The organism is Streptomyces sp. ISL-94, from assembly GCF_018614075.1.
Lineage (GTDB): Bacteria > Actinomycetota > Actinomycetes > Streptomycetales > Streptomycetaceae > Streptomyces.
Window position 1 is genome coordinate 1 of record NZ_JAGGOZ010000126.1, and the last position, 15,169, is coordinate 15,169.

The window sequence follows — 15,169 nt, forward strand, 5'->3', positions numbered from 1 at the left end:
GGGCAGGGGCAGGGGCAGGGGTCACGGCGCCATCATAAGGAGTCGCCCCATCAACCATCAGGCAGGCTCCCTGATAGTTTCTCTGCCATGACCGGGGAAACAGACCTCAGCCCGGCGCGCCTGCGCCATGCCCGTTTCGCGATCGCCGCCGTCTTCTGCGCCCACGGCGCGGTCACCGGCTCCTTCGCCACCCGCATCCCGTGGATCCAGGAGCACGCCCAGCTCGGCGCCGGCACCCTGGGTCTCGCCCTCGCCTTCCCCGCCCTGGGCGCGGCGCTCGCGATGCCTCTGGCCGGGCGGATCAACCACCGCTTCGGGGCCCGCGCCGCGCTGCGCGCGCTGCTGGCGCTGTGGACGCTCTCCCTCATCCTCCCGAGCCTCGCCCCGAACCTGCCCGCCCTCTGCTTCGCGCTCTTCGTCTACGGAGCCACCTCCGGCATGTCCGACGTGGCGATGAACGCGCTCGGTGTGGAGACCGAGAACCGGCTGCGGCGCTCGATCATGTCCTCGCTGCACGGCATGTGGAGCGTGGGCGCGCTCCTCGGCTCGGCGGCCGGTACGGTCGCCGCGCACGCCGGGGCCGACGCACGGCTGCACCACCTGATCGCCGCGTGCGCGCTCACCGCGGCCGGGCTGGTCGCCGTACGCGGGGTGCTCGATCTGAAGGCCGCCGCGGACGCGGAGGCTCCGGCGCACTTCGCGCTGCCGCCGAAGTCGGCGGTACTCATCGGGGCGATCGGGTTCTGCGCGGTCTTCGCGGAGGGCGCCAGTCTGGACTGGTCGGCGGTCTATCTGCGGGACGTGCTGGACACCGACGCCGGTCTGGCGGCGGCCTCCACCACCGCCTTCGCGCTGACCATGGCGGTCGCCCGGCTCGCCGGGGACCGGGTGGTGGACCGCTTCGGGGCCGTGCGCACGGTCCGGGCGGGCGGGGTGCTCGCCACCGCGGGCGGGCTGCTCGTGGTGACGGCCCGGCATCCCGCGGCGGCGATGGCCGGCTTCGCGCTGATCGGGCTCGGCATCGCGGTGGTGGTCCCGCTGGCCTTCGCGGCCGCGGGGCGCAGCGGGCCGGCTCCGGCGCAGGCCATCGCGGGCGTCGCGACGATCACCTACACGTCCGGGCTGATCGCGCCGTCGGCGATCGGCGCCGTGGCGGACGCGACCTCGCTCGTGGTCTCCTTCGGGCTGGTCACCCTCCTGGCGTTCGCGCTGGTGGCGGGGGCCGCCGTACTGCGGCAGAAGCCGTCCGGGCCGGGCGCGGGCCAGGCCGATCAGAACGAACCTGCTGCAATCCGGCCGTAAAGCGGCTCCGGCCGCCGTGCGGCCTCGGCGCTTGACCAGGTGACGAAACGGAAGTGGTGGACCGGGGGCCTCGACGTGCGCTGGACCCTGCACGGAGACGGGCGGGCCCGGCCCCGGGCGCGGTGGTACGGGCCGGACGAGCGGCTTTCGTGGCCGCGGGGCCGGGGGCCCAGCACGTAATGGCCAGGTCCGGCGCGAGCTCGTCGTGCCGGACCTGATGGGCCTGAACCCGAACCTGGCCATCTTGACTTCTCCCACCTGCAGCAGGGGGATTCAGCCGGGCGGGGTGCTCGGCGGCATCACCGTCATCCCGTACGGCATGATCGGCCTGCTCGGCGCCCAGATCTGGATCAACGGGCGGGTGGACCTGCGCAATCCGCTGAACCTGGTGCCGGCCGCGGCGGGCACCATCATCGGCGTGGGCGGGGTCGAGCTGCACTTCACCGACAGCTTCGAGCTGGGCGGTATCGCGTTGGGCACGATCGTGGTGATCACGGGCTACCACGCGCTGCGGTACTTCGCCCCCGCGCACCTGGGCGCAGGAGCGGCGCTCGACGCGGGCGCCTCGGCGTACGACGACCGCACGGCTCCGGACGGCTCCGGACGGCTCCGGACGGCACGGACGCGCCTCGTTGACGCGGCCGTTGACGGGGTTTCGCCCGAACCGGGGAAGCGTACGGCCAAGTTCCCCGGATCCGGGCCGGTCCCTGCGACTCTGCCTCCCATGGAAGCGGTGCTGGCGCGGATGCGCGCCCTGGACGAGCGGCTCCCGCCGCAGGACGGTGTCGCCGTCTTCAACCGGGTCTACCTGACGGTCACGGAGACCCTGGACCGGAGGATCGGGCGCGGGGACTTCCCGGCGCCCCGGCGGGCCGAGACGCTCGGCGTGCGGTTCGCCGAGCGGTACCTGGCGGCGGTGGAGGCGGACCGGGCCCCGGCCTGCTGGCGCCCCCTGCTCCAGTACCGCCGCCACCCCGGGATCCGCCCGCTCCAGCACGCCCTGGCCGGGATCAACGCGCACATCGGGCACGACCTGGCCGTCGCGGTGGTGTCCACGTGCAGGGCCCTGGACTGCGAGCCCGCCGCCCTCGAAGCCGACTTCGACCGGGTCGGCGACACCCTGGTCGCCCTGGAGGAGCACATCCGGGAGGACCTGATGCCGGGCCCGGACCTCCTGGAGATCGCCGACCCGCTGACCCACCTGATCGGCTCGTGGAGCCTGGAACGCGCCCGCGCCGGCGCCTGGGCTGCGGCCCGCCTGCTGTGGAGCCTGCGCCGCTCCCCCGACCTGGCGGAGGAGTTCCGCGAGTCCCTGGACGCAGGTGTCGGCCTGGTCGGCCGCTGCCTGCTGACCCCGACGGGCCGCACCCCCGTACGGGCATGAAAACGGGCCGCCGCCGCGTTCGTACGCGGGGGCGGCCCGTGGTCATGGGGGCCGGGAACGGTCAGTCCTCCGGGAGCTCGACCGGGGCGATCTCGTCGTAGACGTCGCCCGGGCCCGGGTTGGTGGCGTCGGTGGAGCCGCCGAGGTGGTGCATGACGCCCCAGACGGCGTTCAGGGCGGTCTGGACGGCGCCCTCGGCCCAGCCGGCCGTCCAGGAGATGTCGTCTCCCGCGAGGAAGATGCCGCGCTTGTCCTCGGGGAGGCGGTCCTGCATGAAGTGGGTGAACAGGCGGCGCTGGTAGCGGTAGTGACCCGGCAGGTTGGCCTTGAACGCGCCCATGAAGTAGGGCTCGTTCTCCCAGGACACGGTCACCGGGTTGCCGATGATGTGGCGGCGGATGTCGACCTTCGGGTAGATCTCGCCGAGGGACTTCAGCATGACCTCCATCCGCTCGTTCGCGGACAGCGGCAGCCACTTCAGGCTGTCGTCGCACCAGGTGTAGGACAGGCAGATGACAGCCGGCTGGTCCGGGCCGTTGTCCAGCAGGTAGGTGCCGCGGGTCATGCGGTCCGTGAGGGTCATCGACATGACGTCGCGGCCCGTTTCCTCGTCCTTGTCGAGCCAGAAGGGGCGGTCGACCGGGATGAAGAGCTTGCTGGACTCCATGTAGTGGGTGCGCTCGATCGCCGTCCAGTGGTCGATCGGGAAGAGCGTGTCGTCGCACGCGATCTTCGACAGGAGCATCCAGGACTGGGCCGTGAAGATCGCGGCGCGGTACGTGCGGATGTCGCCGGACGCGTCGGTGACCGTGATGCGGTTGCCGGCCGTGCGGTGCAGGCGGGTCACCGCGGGGCGCGGGGCGCCCTCGTGCAGGGAGGACAGCGAGGTGCCCTGGGCCCAGTGGACGATCTTCTCGGGCTCGCGCTCCCACAGGCGCAGCGGGAGCTGCTGCGAGCCGCCGACGATGCCGCGGTGGTGGTCGTCGGCCTCGGTGTAGACGACGCGCAGGATCTCCAGGATGGAGTTCGGGAAGTCGGTGTCCCAGCCGCCCGTGCCGAAGCCGACCTGGCCGAAGATCTCGCGCTTGCGGAAGGACTGGAAGGCCTCGGACTTGCAGAGGAAGCCGTAGAAGGTCTCGTCGTCGAGCTTCTCGACGAGCTTCGCCCAGATCTCGCGGATGCGCGGCACGTCCCGCTCGCGCATCGCGGTGTTCATGTCGGAGAAGTCGGCGCCCTCGTCCAGGCAGGCGTTCCACGCGGCGGACACGTCGCGGTAGACCTGCGGGAGGTCGGCGATGGTCTCGGCGTAGTGGGTCTCGCCCTTGAGGTCGACGACCGTGGAGGGGGTGGACTCGGCGAGCGGGTTCGGGAAGGGTTCCGTCACCAGGCCGACGAGGTCGATGTAGTGCTGGAGGGCGGTGGAGGACGGCGGGAAGCGCATGGCGCCCATCTCCGCGGTCAGGCCCTCGGTGCCGGCGCCCTCGAAGCCGACGGTGCGCAGCCGGCCGCCGATCTGGTCGGCCTCGTAGACGACGGGCTTGAGGCCCATCTTCATCAGCTCGTAGGCGGAGATGATGCCGGACAGTCCGCCGCCGATGACGGCGACCTCGGTGCCGTGCTCGGTGGCCGGTATCTGGCCCAGGCCCGCCGGGTGGGCGAGGAAATCGTCGTACGCGTACGGGAAGTCCGGGCCGAACATGGTGATCGGCGGCTGTCCGTCGCTGTGCGGGACGGCGGTGGTGGGCACCGTGGACGTCATGGGGGTACGTCTCCTTGCGGCAGAGCTGGGGGAAGCGGGGGGTATCAGACGAGGGAGGCGTAGAGCCCGGGGCGGCGGTCGCGCAGGTAGGGGTTGGTCGTGCGCGACGCGTGCAGCAGCTCGGGGTCGGCCTCGCCGAACACCAGCTCCTCGCCGCGGCCGGCCCGGGTCCGGGTGACCCCGTCGGGGCTCGCCAGGCAGCTGAGTCCGACGAACTCGAACTCGCCTTCCGGGCCGGTGCGGTTGACGTACGCGATGTACATCTGGTTCTCGAAGGCCCGTACGGGGACGAGCTGTTCGGCGACGAACTGGAACGGGTGCATCTGCGCGGTCGGCACCAGGAGGAGGTCGGTGCCGGCGAGCGCGTGGGCCCGGACGTTCTCGGGGAACTCCACGTCGTAGCAGATCATGATGCCGATGCGGAGGCCGCCGAGGTCCGCCTGGACGACGGGGGCGTCGCCGGGGGTGAAGGCGTCCTGCTCGAAGCAGCCGAAGAGGTGCGTCTTGCGGTAGTTCGCGAGGCGCTCTCCGTCGGGGCCGATGAGCTGGGCCGCGTTGTACACGGCGTCGCCCGACCGCTCGGGGTAGCCGTACAGGACGGCGACCCCGTGGCGGCGGGCGATCTCACCGATGGCGCGGGCGGACATGCCGTCGGCCGGTTCGGCGAGGCCGGCGATGTCCTGGGGGGCCAGGGCGTAGCCGGTGAGGAACATCTCCGAGGTCACGAGGAGCCCGGCCCCGCCCTGTGCGGCGCGCGATGCGGCCTCTTCGAGCGCCTTGAGGTTCTCGGCGGTGTCGCCGAGCCGTCCGGAGCTCTGGAGGAGGGCGGTGCGCAGCGGGGGCATGGACTACCTCTGTGACAGGAGGGGAGGGGGTCCTAAGACGGTACGTTCGCACGTTCGACCGGGACAAGCCGTGACCGTTGCGCTGCGCGCATCGATTCGTTGCGTGTTCCCGGGCGGGTGCGGCGATTCGTTGCGCGGGGCCCCGGTGATGCCCCGGGAACCCCCTACGAGCCCGCGCGGAAGGCCGGGTGCGCGCCCAGGAACCGTAGGTCGTCGAGGATGTCGGGGGTGTGGTGGGAGACGACGCGGCCGCTCCAGGTGTCGACGAGGGCGGGGGCGGTCAGGTCGCCGTCGACGTGGTGGCCGGCGCCCTCATGGGCGAGGCGCAGCGCGGTGTGTCCGGGTGCGGCGGTGTCCGGGCCGAGGACGGTGGCGGGGACCGAGTTCGCCAGTCCCGGCTCGGCGAGGGCGGCGGCCACCCGGAGGGATCCCGGACAGCCGGCGGAGAGGTAGAGGCGGTAGCGGTGCGGGACGGGGGAGAACCCGGCGCCGATGCGGCCGCGCAGGGCGCGGGCCGGGCCGGTGCGGGGCAGGACGGGTGTGTCCCTCGGGCGGCGCGGGGTGCCCCGCGGGCTCGTCGCGGGCTGGGGGCGGGTTCGGCCGGGAGGGCGGCGCGTGTGCGCCCGGGGCTCGTGCCCGGAGGGCGTACCGGGCCGGCCGACGGGGCGGCGCCGTGTGCCCCGGGCGCGTGGCGGAGGGCGCACCGGGCCGGCCGACGGGACGGCGCCGTGTGCCCCGGGCGCGTGGCGGAGGCCGGACCGGGCCGGCCGACGGGACGGCGCCGTGTGCCCCGGCCGACGGGACGGCGCCTGTGCGCCCCGGGCGCGTGCCGGAGGGCGCACCGGGCCGGCCGACGGGACGGCGCCTGTACGCCCCGGGCGCGTGCCGGAGGGCGGACCGGGCCGGCCGACGGGGCGGCGCAGCCTGCGCCCGGGCTCGTGGCGGACGGCGTACGGGTCAGCCGCGGGGGCCGTAGGCGCTGCAGACCCGCAGGAGGTCTATGTGCAGGCGCCGGGTCAGCCACCAGCGGCGGAGGGTCTGCGCCCCCGCGTCCGCCGTCCTGGCCTCGTCCACCGGTCCCCGCCACCCAGCCCTCATGTGCGCCCCGTCCTGCGGTGGTTACGCTTCCCGCGGGGGGCGCCGGCCAATCCTGCCGTCCCCGCAGCGTCATGGCGGCGTACGGGGCCGTCAAGCAGGCGGTGACGACCGACCGGGCCGCCGCCACCGACCGAAGGAGCTCCGCACCCATGTCCGCCGAGGTACTCGACAATCCGGTCTGGGCCGCGCTGAACGGGCCGCACCGCCGCTTCGCCGAGCACGGGCCCGCAGGGCTGGCCGCCCGCTACACCTTGGACACCAGCCCCTTCGCGGGGCTCGGCGATCCGGAGGATCCGCGCGCCTGGGCGGATCTGGCCGAGCTGGTGGGGCCCGGGGAGGAGGTCTGGCTGACCGGGCTGCCGACGCCGCCGCCGGGGTGGGAGACGGTGCTGAACCTGCCGGGCGTCCAGCTGGACGGGCGTGGGGTACGGGCCGAGGCGGCGCCGGAGGCGGTGGTGCTGGGGCCCGGCGACGTGCCGGAGATGCTGGAGCTGGTGGCGCTGACCCGGCCGGGGCCGTTCCTGGACCGGACGGTGGAGCTGGGCACCTACCTCGGGATCCGGCACGAGGGGCGGCTCGTCGCGATGGCGGGGGAACGGATGCGGCCGCCGGGCTGGTCGGAGATCAGTGCGGTGTGCACGCATCCGGAGCACCGGGGGCGGGGCGCGGCGGCCCGGCTGATACGGGCGGTCGCGTGGGCGGTGCGTGAGCGGGGGGACGTGCCGTTCCTGCATGCGGCGGCGGCGAACACGTCTGCCGTTCGGCTCTACGAGGCGATGGGTTTCACGTTGCGGCGGAGGCCGGTCTTCCTGGGGCTGCGGACCCCGGCCAAGGAGGCCTGAGCGGCGGGCCGCGGGGCCGCAGGCCGCTGCGCGGAGCCTTCCTCCACCCCGCCCCTTCCCGAAACCGTGGGCTCCGCCCCCGGGCCCCCGCGCCTCAAGCGCCGGCGAGGCTGGACGGGTGCGGCTCGCGCGCCGGTGCGGCTCAAGGATTCGGGGCTCCGCCCCCGACCCCGCGCCTCACACGCCGGCGAGGCTGGATTTGTCCTCAGGCGGGGCCGGATGTGCTCCCGGCGAGGCGGGTCGTTCCTAGGCGGGCGCCCCGGAGGTGAAGCGGCGCAGCAAGGGCGACAGGACCAGGACCGACTTCGTGCGTTCGACGAAGGGTTCGCCGGCGATGCGTTCCAGCACGCGCTCGAAGTGCCGCATGTCGGAGGCGAAGACCTGGACGAGGGCGTCCGCGTCGCCGGTGACGGTCGACGCGGACACCACCTCGGGGTACCGCTCCAACCCTCGCCGGATGTCGTCCGGCGAGGTGTTGTGGCGACAGTAGATCTCGATGAAGCCCTCGGTCTCCCAGCCCATCGCGGCCGGGTCCACGCGGACCGTGAAGCCGGTGATGGCGCCTTCGGCCCGCAGCCGGTCCACGCGCCGCTTCACGGCGGGGGCGGAGAGGCCGACCTCGGAGCCGATGTCCGCGTAGGAGCGGCGGGCGTCCTCGGCGAGGGCGTGCACGATGCGTTCGTCGAGATCGTTCAGTCGCACTGCGGGCGGATCACTTCTCTGCGGTGGCCAGTGTGGAGCGGCGAATGCCGTACAGGAAGTAGACCACGAGGCCGACGGCCATCCAGACACCGAAAGCGATCCACGTGGCCGTCGGCAGGCTGTACATCATGTAGCCGCAGGCGAGGAAGCCGAGGATCGGGGTGACCGGGAACAGCGCCACCTTGAAGGTGCGCGGCATGTCCGGCTTGGTGCGGCGCAGGATGACGACGGCGACGTTGACCAGGGCGAAGGCGAAGAGCGTGCCGATGCTGGTCGCGTTGGCCAGCTCACCCAGGGGGATGAAGGCCGCGAGCGCGCCGCAGAAGAGGGAGACGATCACGACGTTGGCGCGCGGGGCGCCGGTCTTCTCGTCGACCTTGGCGAAGACCTTGGGGACGAGGCCGTCGCGGGACATCGCGAAGAGGATGCGGGTCTGGCCGTAGAGGACGGCGAAGACGACCGAGGCGATGGCGACGACCGCGCCGGCGGCGAGGACGACGCCCCAGACGCTGGTGCCCGTGACGTTGGTCATGATCTGGGCGAGCGCGGCCTCGGTGCCCTTGAAGTCCTGCCACGGCATCGCGCCGACGGCGACAAACGCGACGAGGACGTACAGGATCGTGACGATGCCCAGCGAGAGCATGATCGCGCGGGGCAGGTCCTTCTTCGGGTTCTTGGCTTCCTCACCGGCGGTGGAGGCGGCGTCGAAGCCGATGTACGAGAAGAAGAGGGTGGAAGCGGCGGCGCTGATGCCGGTGATGCCGAGCGGGGCCAGCGGGGCGTAGTTGCCGGACTTGATGCCCATGACGCCGATGCCGATGAAGAGCACCAGCGTGACGATCTTCACCGCGACCATGATCGAGTTGATCCGGGCGCTCTCCTTGGCGCCGCGCATCAGGAAGACCATGGCGAGCAGGACGACGACCAGCGAGGGCAGGTTGATCCAGCCCCCGTCGCCCAGCGGGTTCGAGAGGGTGTCGGGGATCGTGAAGCCCAGGGTCCCGTCGAGGAGCTCGTTGAGGTACTGGCCCCAGCCGACGGCGACGGCGGCGACCGAGACGGCGTACTCCAGGACCAGGCACCAGCCGCAGACCCAGGCTATGAACTCGCCCATGGTGGCGTAGGAGTACGAGTACGAGGACCCGGAGACGGGGACGGATCCGGCCAGCTCCGCGTAGGAGAGGGCCGAGAACAGCGCCGTCAGGCCCGCGATGACGAACGAGATCGTGACGGCCGGGCCGGCCTTGGGGGCGGCTTCGCCGAGGACGACGAAGATGCCGGTGCCCAGGGTCGCGCCGATGCTGATCATCGTCAGCTGCCACATGGTGAGCGAGCGGCGGAGCATGCCGCCCTCGCCCTGACCGCCTTCGGAGACGAGCTGCTCGACCGGCTTGCGGCGGAGGAGGGGGTGCGCGGGCCTGCGGGGCTCGGTCGTGAGGGGTGGCGCCTGGCCGTGGTCGAGCACGAAGGACTCCTTCTTCACTGCGGATGGGGACTGACAGGCGTCGACCGCAGCGGTCCGGAGCAGGAGCAGGCAGAGCCTGGGCATGGGGGGACCGCCGAGCAGGCGGTCTGCGCCACTCCACGTACAGCGAGTGAGCCTACGAGCTGAGGGATAGCGCCCGTAATGCACCATCCTTGCACATTGGCGCACGATCGTTGCGCGGATCTGTCCCGGATGGTCCTTTGTTGCGCACTGATGATCGATCGCTGCGCAACCGACCGCCAACGCCATTCTTGACACTTCGTCAGATCTCCCGCAGCGTGCCGTCATGGATCTGGACGTGCTCTACGAGATCGACGTACCGAGGCCCTGGGCCGGGCCCCATCCGCACGGTCAGCGGGCCGCCGAGCAGCGCGCCTACCGGGAGGCCGTCGAGCAGATCCGGCTCGCCGACCGGATGGGGTTCCGCACGGTGTGGGCGGTCGAGCACCACTTCCGCGAGGGCCGCTCCCACTGCCCGGCCCCCGAGGTGCTCCTCGGGCACCTGGCCGGGCTGACCGAGCGGATCCGCCTCGGTTTCGGGGTGACGCTGACCCCCTTCGGCTTCACCCCGCCGCAGCGGATCGCGGAGAAGGTGGCCACCGTGGACGTGCTGTCCGGGGGGCGCGTGGAGTGGGGCACCGGTCGCTCCACTCCCATGGAGCAGGCGGCCTTCGGTGTGGACCGGGAGCGGTCCCGGGAGGACTGGCGCGAGGCCCTGGGGATCGTCGCCGGGATGTGGCGCGAGGAGTACTTCGAGTACGCCTCCGAGCGGTTCCGCTTCCCGCGCCGGATGGTCACCCCCAAGCCCGTGCAGGACCCCCACCCGCCCGCCTGGATGGCGGCCACCTCCCCCGGCTCGGCCGAGGTGGCCGGGGCGGCCGGCCTCGGACTGCTCTCCTTCTCGATCATGCAGCCACTGGAGGCGATGGCCCGGCAGGTGGCGGCGTACCGGAATGCCGCGCGCGCTCCGCGGCCGCTCACCGACGTCACGACGGACCGGGTCAGCGCCTACACCCTCGTCCACGCGACCGCGCCGGGCACGGCACCTGGCGCCCGCGTGTGGGACTCGGTGGCCTGGTGGTACGCGAACCTCGCGCAGTTCACGCTGGAGTGGGAGCTGCCGCACCTGGACCCCGGGGAACGGGAACGGACCTTCCCGCTGCTCACACCGATCCTGGAAGGGGAAATTCCGGTACAGCAATTCAGCGACGGTGACATGATCCTCATCGGGGACGCGGAGACGATCGTCGCCAAGGCCAAGCGGTACGCGGACCTCGGCGTGGACCAGCTGATCTGCTACGTGCAGTGGGGGTACCTGGAACACCGGGAGATCCTGCGGACCATCGAGATCCTGGGCAAGGAAGTCATTCCGGAACTCGCCCGCTACGAACCCCGGACGGCCGCCCCGTGACCGCGCGGGGCCCTGGGACCGCGCGGGGCCCCGGCAACGTCCCGACGACCCCCGCCCCCGGCTACCCCGCCGAAGGCCTCGACACCTCCCCCGTGCCCGACTACGCCGCTCTGCACCGCCTCGACGGCCGACGGCTCGTCCTGCTCGGCGCCGGCAACGGCATCGGCCGCCAGACCGCCCACGCCCTCGCCGCCGCGGGCGCCCGCGTCCTGTGCGCGGACCTCGACGGGGAGCGCGCCCGGGCCGTCGCCGCCGAGACCGGGGGCGTCCCGTACACCGCCGATGTGACCCGCCGTGCAGCCGTACGGACCCTCTTCGCGCAGGCCCCCGGTCTGCTGGGCGGCCCGGTGGGCGGGGTGGTCGACATCGTCGGCATGGCCCGGTACACGGCCCTGCCCGACCTCGACGACGCCGGCTGGGACTGGCACTTCGACGTGGTCCTGCGGCACGCCTGGCTCACCGTCCAGTACGGCGGTGAGGCCGTCGCCGCGGCCGGCGGCGGTCCGCTCGTCTTCGTGGCCTCGGTCTCCGGCCTGACCGCGGCCCCGCTGCACGCCGCGTACGGGGCCGCGAAGGCCGGGCTCCTGTCTTTGGTGCGCTCGGCGGCGGTGGAACTGGGCCCTCGCGGGGTACGGGTGAACGCGGTGGCTCCGGGGGTGGTGTGGACCCCGCGGGTCGCCGCCCTGCTCGGCTCCGAGGGGCGGCGGCGCAACGCGGAGAACGCCCCGCTGGGCCGGGTCGCCGAGACCTCGGACATCGCGTCCGCCCTGTACTTCCTCGTCTCGCCGCTGTCCTCGTACGTGACGGGACAGACGCTGGTGGTGGACGGCGGGGTAGCAGTGAAGTTCCCGTATCCGACGATCGGAGGCGAAGAGTGACACCACCGGGCGTCGCCGGCACCGACACCGACACGGCCCCTGGCGGCCCGTGGCAGGACCCCGGCCCCTTCCTGCGCGGAGTCGCCTGGCTGGACAAGGGCCGCCCCGTGCGGGCGGACCCGGCGGACACCATGCGGCTGCCGTGGGACACGGCCGAACGGGCCACCCTGCCCATCGGTGTGCGGCTGGAGTTCACCACCGAGACCGCGCACGCGGTGGAGATCCGCTACCGGGCTACCGTGCCCGGCCCCACCGACGCCCTGCGCGACCTCGCGCACGGCTTCGCGCTGTGGGACCGGCACGGGGTGGTCTGCGAGGTGTTCACCGAACCGGCCGCGGAGGCCGTCGTACGGCTGGAACTGCGCGGTGGCAGCGGGCCCTTCACCCTGCACCCGCCCGAGACGCAGTCCCCGGTCGTCCTCGGCCTGCGCGGGATCGGCGGCCCGCTCGAACCGGCCCCGCCCGCACCGCGCTGGGTGGTGCACGGCGACTCCATCACCGAGGGCTGGTGGTCCACCCGGCCCGCCCACGGCTGGCCCGCGGTCACCGGCCGGGCGATGGGCTGGGACACCGTCAACCTCGGCTACGCGGGCGCCGCCCGCGGCGAACTCGCCACCGCCGAACAGCTCGCGGGCCTGCCCGCCGATGTCCTCACGCTCGCCTTCGGCACCAACTGCTGGTCGCGGGTGCCCTATTCGGCGCCGCTCCTGTACGAGACCACGCGCGTGTTCCTCGAACTGGTCCGGCAGGGGCATCCGCGGACCCCGCTCCTGCTGGTCTCCCCCCTCCTGCGGCCCGACGCGGAGCGGACCCCGAACCGGCTCGGCGCCACCCTGGGCGCCCTGCGCGACGCGATGGAGCGCGCCACCCGGGACCGGATCGCCGCGGGGGACGACCGGTTGGCCGTGCTGCCGGGCCGGGACCTGCTGGGGCCGGAGCACCTGGAGGACGGCCTGCACCCCAACGACGCCGGACACCGGGTCCTGGGCCTCGCTGTGGCCACGGCTCTGCGGCGCGCCGGGTTCGGCGGGGGGTGAGTGAAACAGCCCACAACGATCGCCGTGAACAGACCTCTCCCCCACGGCGTGTCCTGAGCACAGTTGCCGGCGCTGAGGCGGCGGACACGACGGACACGACGCACACCACAGTGGGAGAGATCACGATGGGCATGAAGCGCGGAACCACCCTTGCCGCGGCAGCGATCGCCGTCGTCCTGGCGGCGAGCGCCTGCGGTCCGGCGGACGACAAGGCCGCCGGCACGGCCGCGCCGGCCGGCGCCGCCTCCGCCCAAGCCTCCTCCCAGGCCTCCTCCCCGGCCCCGGCGGCGGACGGCTCCGCTGCCAAGCCCGGCGGGCAGCCGGCCGTCACCGCCACCACCGTCGACCAGCTGGGCTCGGTCCTCACCGACGGCGCCGGACTCACCCTCTACCGCTTCGACAAGGACACCGCCAAGCCGCCGAAGTCGAACTGCGACGGCGACTGTGCGAAGACCTGGCCGGTGGTCGCGGCCGGTGACGCCGCCGCCGCGGCGGGCACGGACCCGGCGCTGCTGGGCGAGGTGGTGCGCAGCGACGGCACCAGGCAGCTGACGGTGGCCGGCTGGCCCGCGTACCGCTTCAACAAGGACGCCAGGGCGGGCGACGTGAACGGCCAGGGTGTGGGCGGGGTGTGGTTCGCGTTTGCCCCGGACGGCAAGAAGGCGGCGAAGGCGGCTCCGGCCGCGGGCGGTGCGGCCGAGGCGGGCGCGGGTCTGTCCGTGGCGAAGGACCCCGAGCTCGGCGACCACATCGTCGACGGCAAGGGCATGACCGTCTACCGGTTCAAGCCGGACACGGCGTGGCCGATGGTGTCCAAGTGCGAGGGTGACTGCGTCGCCAAGTGGCCCGTGGTCCCGCCGGTGGACAAGGCCGACACCAAGGGGATCACGGAGCGCAACTACCTGGTGCTGGACCGCCCGGACGGCAAGAAGCAGCAGACGGTCGACTGCTGGCCCGTCTACACCTTCAGCGGCGACAAGAAGCCCGGCGACGTCAACGGCCAGGGCGTGGGCGGCACCTGGTACGCCGTCTCCCCGGACGGCAAGCTCATCACCGTCCAGTAGCAGCCCGCCCTCGCTCCCCGCTCCCCCACCCTTCCGACCGCGCGGCCCCTGGCCCGACCCCCCCGGGCAGGGGCCGCGCACCGTTCCGCCGCGGCGGGCCGGTGCCTAGACTCGGCCGCATGCTGCGCGTACTGGCCGTCGACGACGAGAAGCCGCTCCTGGAGGAACTCCTCTACCTGCTGCGCTCCGACCCCCGGGTCCGCAGCGCGGAGGGGGCCTCCGACGCCACCGAGGCGCTGCGCCGGATCACGCGGGCGCTGGAGGCGGGGCCGGACGGGGCGGACGGCATCGACGTGGTCTTCCTCGACATCCACATGGCCGGGCTGACCGGTCTGGACATCGCCCGGCTGCTGGCCGGTTTCGCGCGGCCGCCGCTGATCGTGTTCGTCACCGCCCACGAGGGTTTCGCCGTACAGGCCTTCGACCTCAAGGCCGTGGACTACGTGCTCAAGCCCGTACGCCCCGAGCGGCTGGCCGAGGCCGTCCGGCGGGTGTGTGCGCAGCTGGGCCGCACCGGGGAGGCTCCGCCGCCGGCCGCCGAGCCCGCCCCGGCCGTGCCGGTGCAGCGCCGGCCGGCCGCCGAGGTCACCGTCACCGACCGTGCGCCGGACCAGATCGCCGTCGAACTGGGCGGCGTCACCCGGTTCGTGGCGATCGCCGACATCGCCTACGTCGAGGCCCAGGGCGACTACGCCCGCCTGCACACCGACGAGGGCAGCCACCTGGTCCGGATCCCGCTGTCCACGCTGGAGGAGCGGTGGGCGGCGCGCGGGTTCGTACGGATCCACCGCCGGCACCTGGTGGCGCTCGCCCGCATCGACGAACTGCGGCTGGACGCGGGCACGACGAGCGTCCGGGTCGGGTCGGCGGAGCTCCAGGTGAGCCGTCGCCATGCGCGGGAGCTACGGGATCTGCTGTTGCGGCACGCGACCGGCTGACGACCGGCTGACCGCCGGGCGGCGCCGTGGTGCCGTTCGTCGCACGGCGGGTGGCATACGGCGATCCGGCGGGGGCGTACGCCACCCTCCGGCCGGGCGCCCGCGTATCGTGGATCTTCCGGCGCGGGAGGAGCGCGATGTCCGAAATCCAGGCGCTGCTGGACGCGTTGACCGGCCTGCCCCGCCGGGTGCCGGCCGGGCCGGCCGAGGCGGAGTCGCTGCTGGCCCGCCTGCGGAGTGCTGCCGCGCGCTGGGCCGACGTCCTGTACGAGGCCGGCGAGGGGGTCCGCGGCCAGGTCCCGCCCCGCGCGGAGGCGGCCCTCACCCTGGCCTTCCGGCGGGCGGAGGAGTCGTACGTGGAGCTGGAGATCGCCCTCCGCGACTGCGCCGAACACCGCGACCCGGTCATCTGATCCGACACCC

15 protein-coding genes and 1 pseudogene are annotated in these 15,169 nt (G+C 73.3%); 10 read left to right on the forward strand and 6 right to left on the reverse strand.

Annotated features, from left to right (window positions below):
- Positions 1-87 precede the first annotated feature (87 nt).
- The 3 genes and pseudogenes from J7E94_RS31880 to J7E94_RS31890 all read left to right on the forward strand — a co-directional run bounded on the left by J7E94_RS31880 (position 88) and on the right by J7E94_RS31890 (position 2,686).
- Entirely contained in the window at positions 88-1,302 is a 1,215-nt protein-coding gene (locus J7E94_RS31880; protein WP_215020309.1) for an MFS transporter, read from the forward strand.
- 277 nt (positions 1,303-1,579) lie between these two features.
- A pseudogene (locus J7E94_RS31885) lies at positions 1,580-1,885 on the forward strand (nitrate reductase); the annotation flags it as partial.
- A gap of 141 nt (positions 1,886-2,026) precedes the next feature.
- Complete coding sequence (locus J7E94_RS31890; RefSeq protein WP_215020339.1) at positions 2,027-2,686, forward strand: DUF5995 family protein; 660 nt, start codon at positions 2,027-2,029, stop codon at positions 2,684-2,686.
- A 61-nt stretch (positions 2,687-2,747) separates the two neighbouring features.
- Here J7E94_RS31890 and J7E94_RS31895 read toward each other — a convergent pair whose 3' ends face one another.
- The 4 genes from J7E94_RS31895 to J7E94_RS31910 all read right to left on the reverse strand — a co-directional run bounded on the left by J7E94_RS31895 (position 2,748) and on the right by J7E94_RS31910 (position 6,388).
- A complete protein-coding gene (locus tag J7E94_RS31895) occupies positions 2,748-4,445 on the reverse strand; it encodes an NAD(P)/FAD-dependent oxidoreductase (RefSeq protein WP_215020310.1) in 1,698 nt (565 codons plus the stop codon).
- A 44-nt stretch (positions 4,446-4,489) separates the two neighbouring features.
- Positions 4,490-5,290 (reverse strand): carbon-nitrogen hydrolase family protein, encoded by an 801-nt coding sequence (locus J7E94_RS31900; RefSeq protein WP_215020311.1) that lies wholly within the window; start codon positions 5,288-5,290, stop codon positions 4,490-4,492.
- Between the two features lie 164 nt (positions 5,291-5,454).
- On the reverse strand, positions 5,455-5,994 hold the full coding sequence (locus tag J7E94_RS31905; protein WP_215020312.1) for a hypothetical protein: 540 nt from the start codon (positions 5,992-5,994) through the stop codon (positions 5,455-5,457).
- Between the two features lie 253 nt (positions 5,995-6,247).
- Positions 6,248-6,388 (reverse strand): hypothetical protein, encoded by a 141-nt coding sequence (locus tag J7E94_RS31910; RefSeq protein WP_215020313.1) that lies wholly within the window; start codon positions 6,386-6,388, stop codon positions 6,248-6,250.
- Between the two features lie 149 nt (positions 6,389-6,537).
- Here J7E94_RS31910 and J7E94_RS31915 point away from each other — a divergent pair, with 149 nt between their 5' ends.
- Complete coding sequence (locus J7E94_RS31915) at positions 6,538-7,230, forward strand: GNAT family N-acetyltransferase (protein WP_251057537.1); 693 nt, start codon at positions 6,538-6,540, stop codon at positions 7,228-7,230.
- 246 nt (positions 7,231-7,476) lie between these two features.
- On the opposite strand, the gene J7E94_RS31920 is transcribed toward J7E94_RS31915, so the two are convergent.
- Complete coding sequence (locus J7E94_RS31920) at positions 7,477-7,932, reverse strand: Lrp/AsnC family transcriptional regulator (protein WP_007262967.1); 456 nt, start codon at positions 7,930-7,932, stop codon at positions 7,477-7,479.
- Between the two features lie 10 nt (positions 7,933-7,942).
- Positions 7,943-9,397, reverse strand: coding sequence for an amino acid transporter (locus tag J7E94_RS31925; RefSeq protein WP_308345594.1), 1,455 nt, complete (start codon positions 9,395-9,397; stop codon positions 7,943-7,945).
- A gap of 307 nt (positions 9,398-9,704) precedes the next feature.
- On the opposite strand from J7E94_RS31925, the gene J7E94_RS31930 reads away from it, so the two are divergent.
- The 6 genes from J7E94_RS31930 (at position 9,705) to J7E94_RS31955 (ending at position 15,159) form a co-directional block, all read left to right on the forward strand.
- A complete protein-coding gene (locus tag J7E94_RS31930) occupies positions 9,705-10,829 on the forward strand; it encodes an LLM class flavin-dependent oxidoreductase (protein WP_215020316.1) in 1,125 nt (374 codons plus the stop codon).
- Positions 10,826-11,707: an SDR family NAD(P)-dependent oxidoreductase gene (locus J7E94_RS31935; protein WP_215020317.1), complete on the forward strand. Its 882-nt coding sequence runs from the start codon at positions 10,826-10,828 to the stop codon at positions 11,705-11,707. Before J7E94_RS31930 ends, J7E94_RS31935 begins: the two co-directional genes overlap by 4 nt.
- Positions 11,704-12,744, forward strand: coding sequence for a GDSL-type esterase/lipase family protein (locus J7E94_RS31940; protein ID WP_215020318.1), 1,041 nt, complete (start codon positions 11,704-11,706; stop codon positions 12,742-12,744). The genes J7E94_RS31935 and J7E94_RS31940 overlap by 4 nt, the downstream gene beginning before the upstream one ends.
- A gap of 125 nt (positions 12,745-12,869) precedes the next feature.
- Positions 12,870-13,808, forward strand: a complete 939-nt coding sequence (locus J7E94_RS31945; RefSeq protein ID WP_215020319.1) for an SCO0930 family lipoprotein — start codon at positions 12,870-12,872, stop codon at positions 13,806-13,808.
- A 119-nt stretch (positions 13,809-13,927) separates the two neighbouring features.
- Complete coding sequence (locus J7E94_RS31950; protein ID WP_215020320.1) at positions 13,928-14,746, forward strand: LytTR family DNA-binding domain-containing protein; 819 nt, start codon at positions 13,928-13,930, stop codon at positions 14,744-14,746.
- Positions 14,747-14,883: 137 nt separating this feature from the next.
- Positions 14,884-15,159, forward strand: a complete 276-nt coding sequence (locus J7E94_RS31955; protein WP_215020321.1) for a hypothetical protein — start codon at positions 14,884-14,886, stop codon at positions 15,157-15,159.
- Positions 15,160-15,169: the final 10 nt, after the last annotated feature.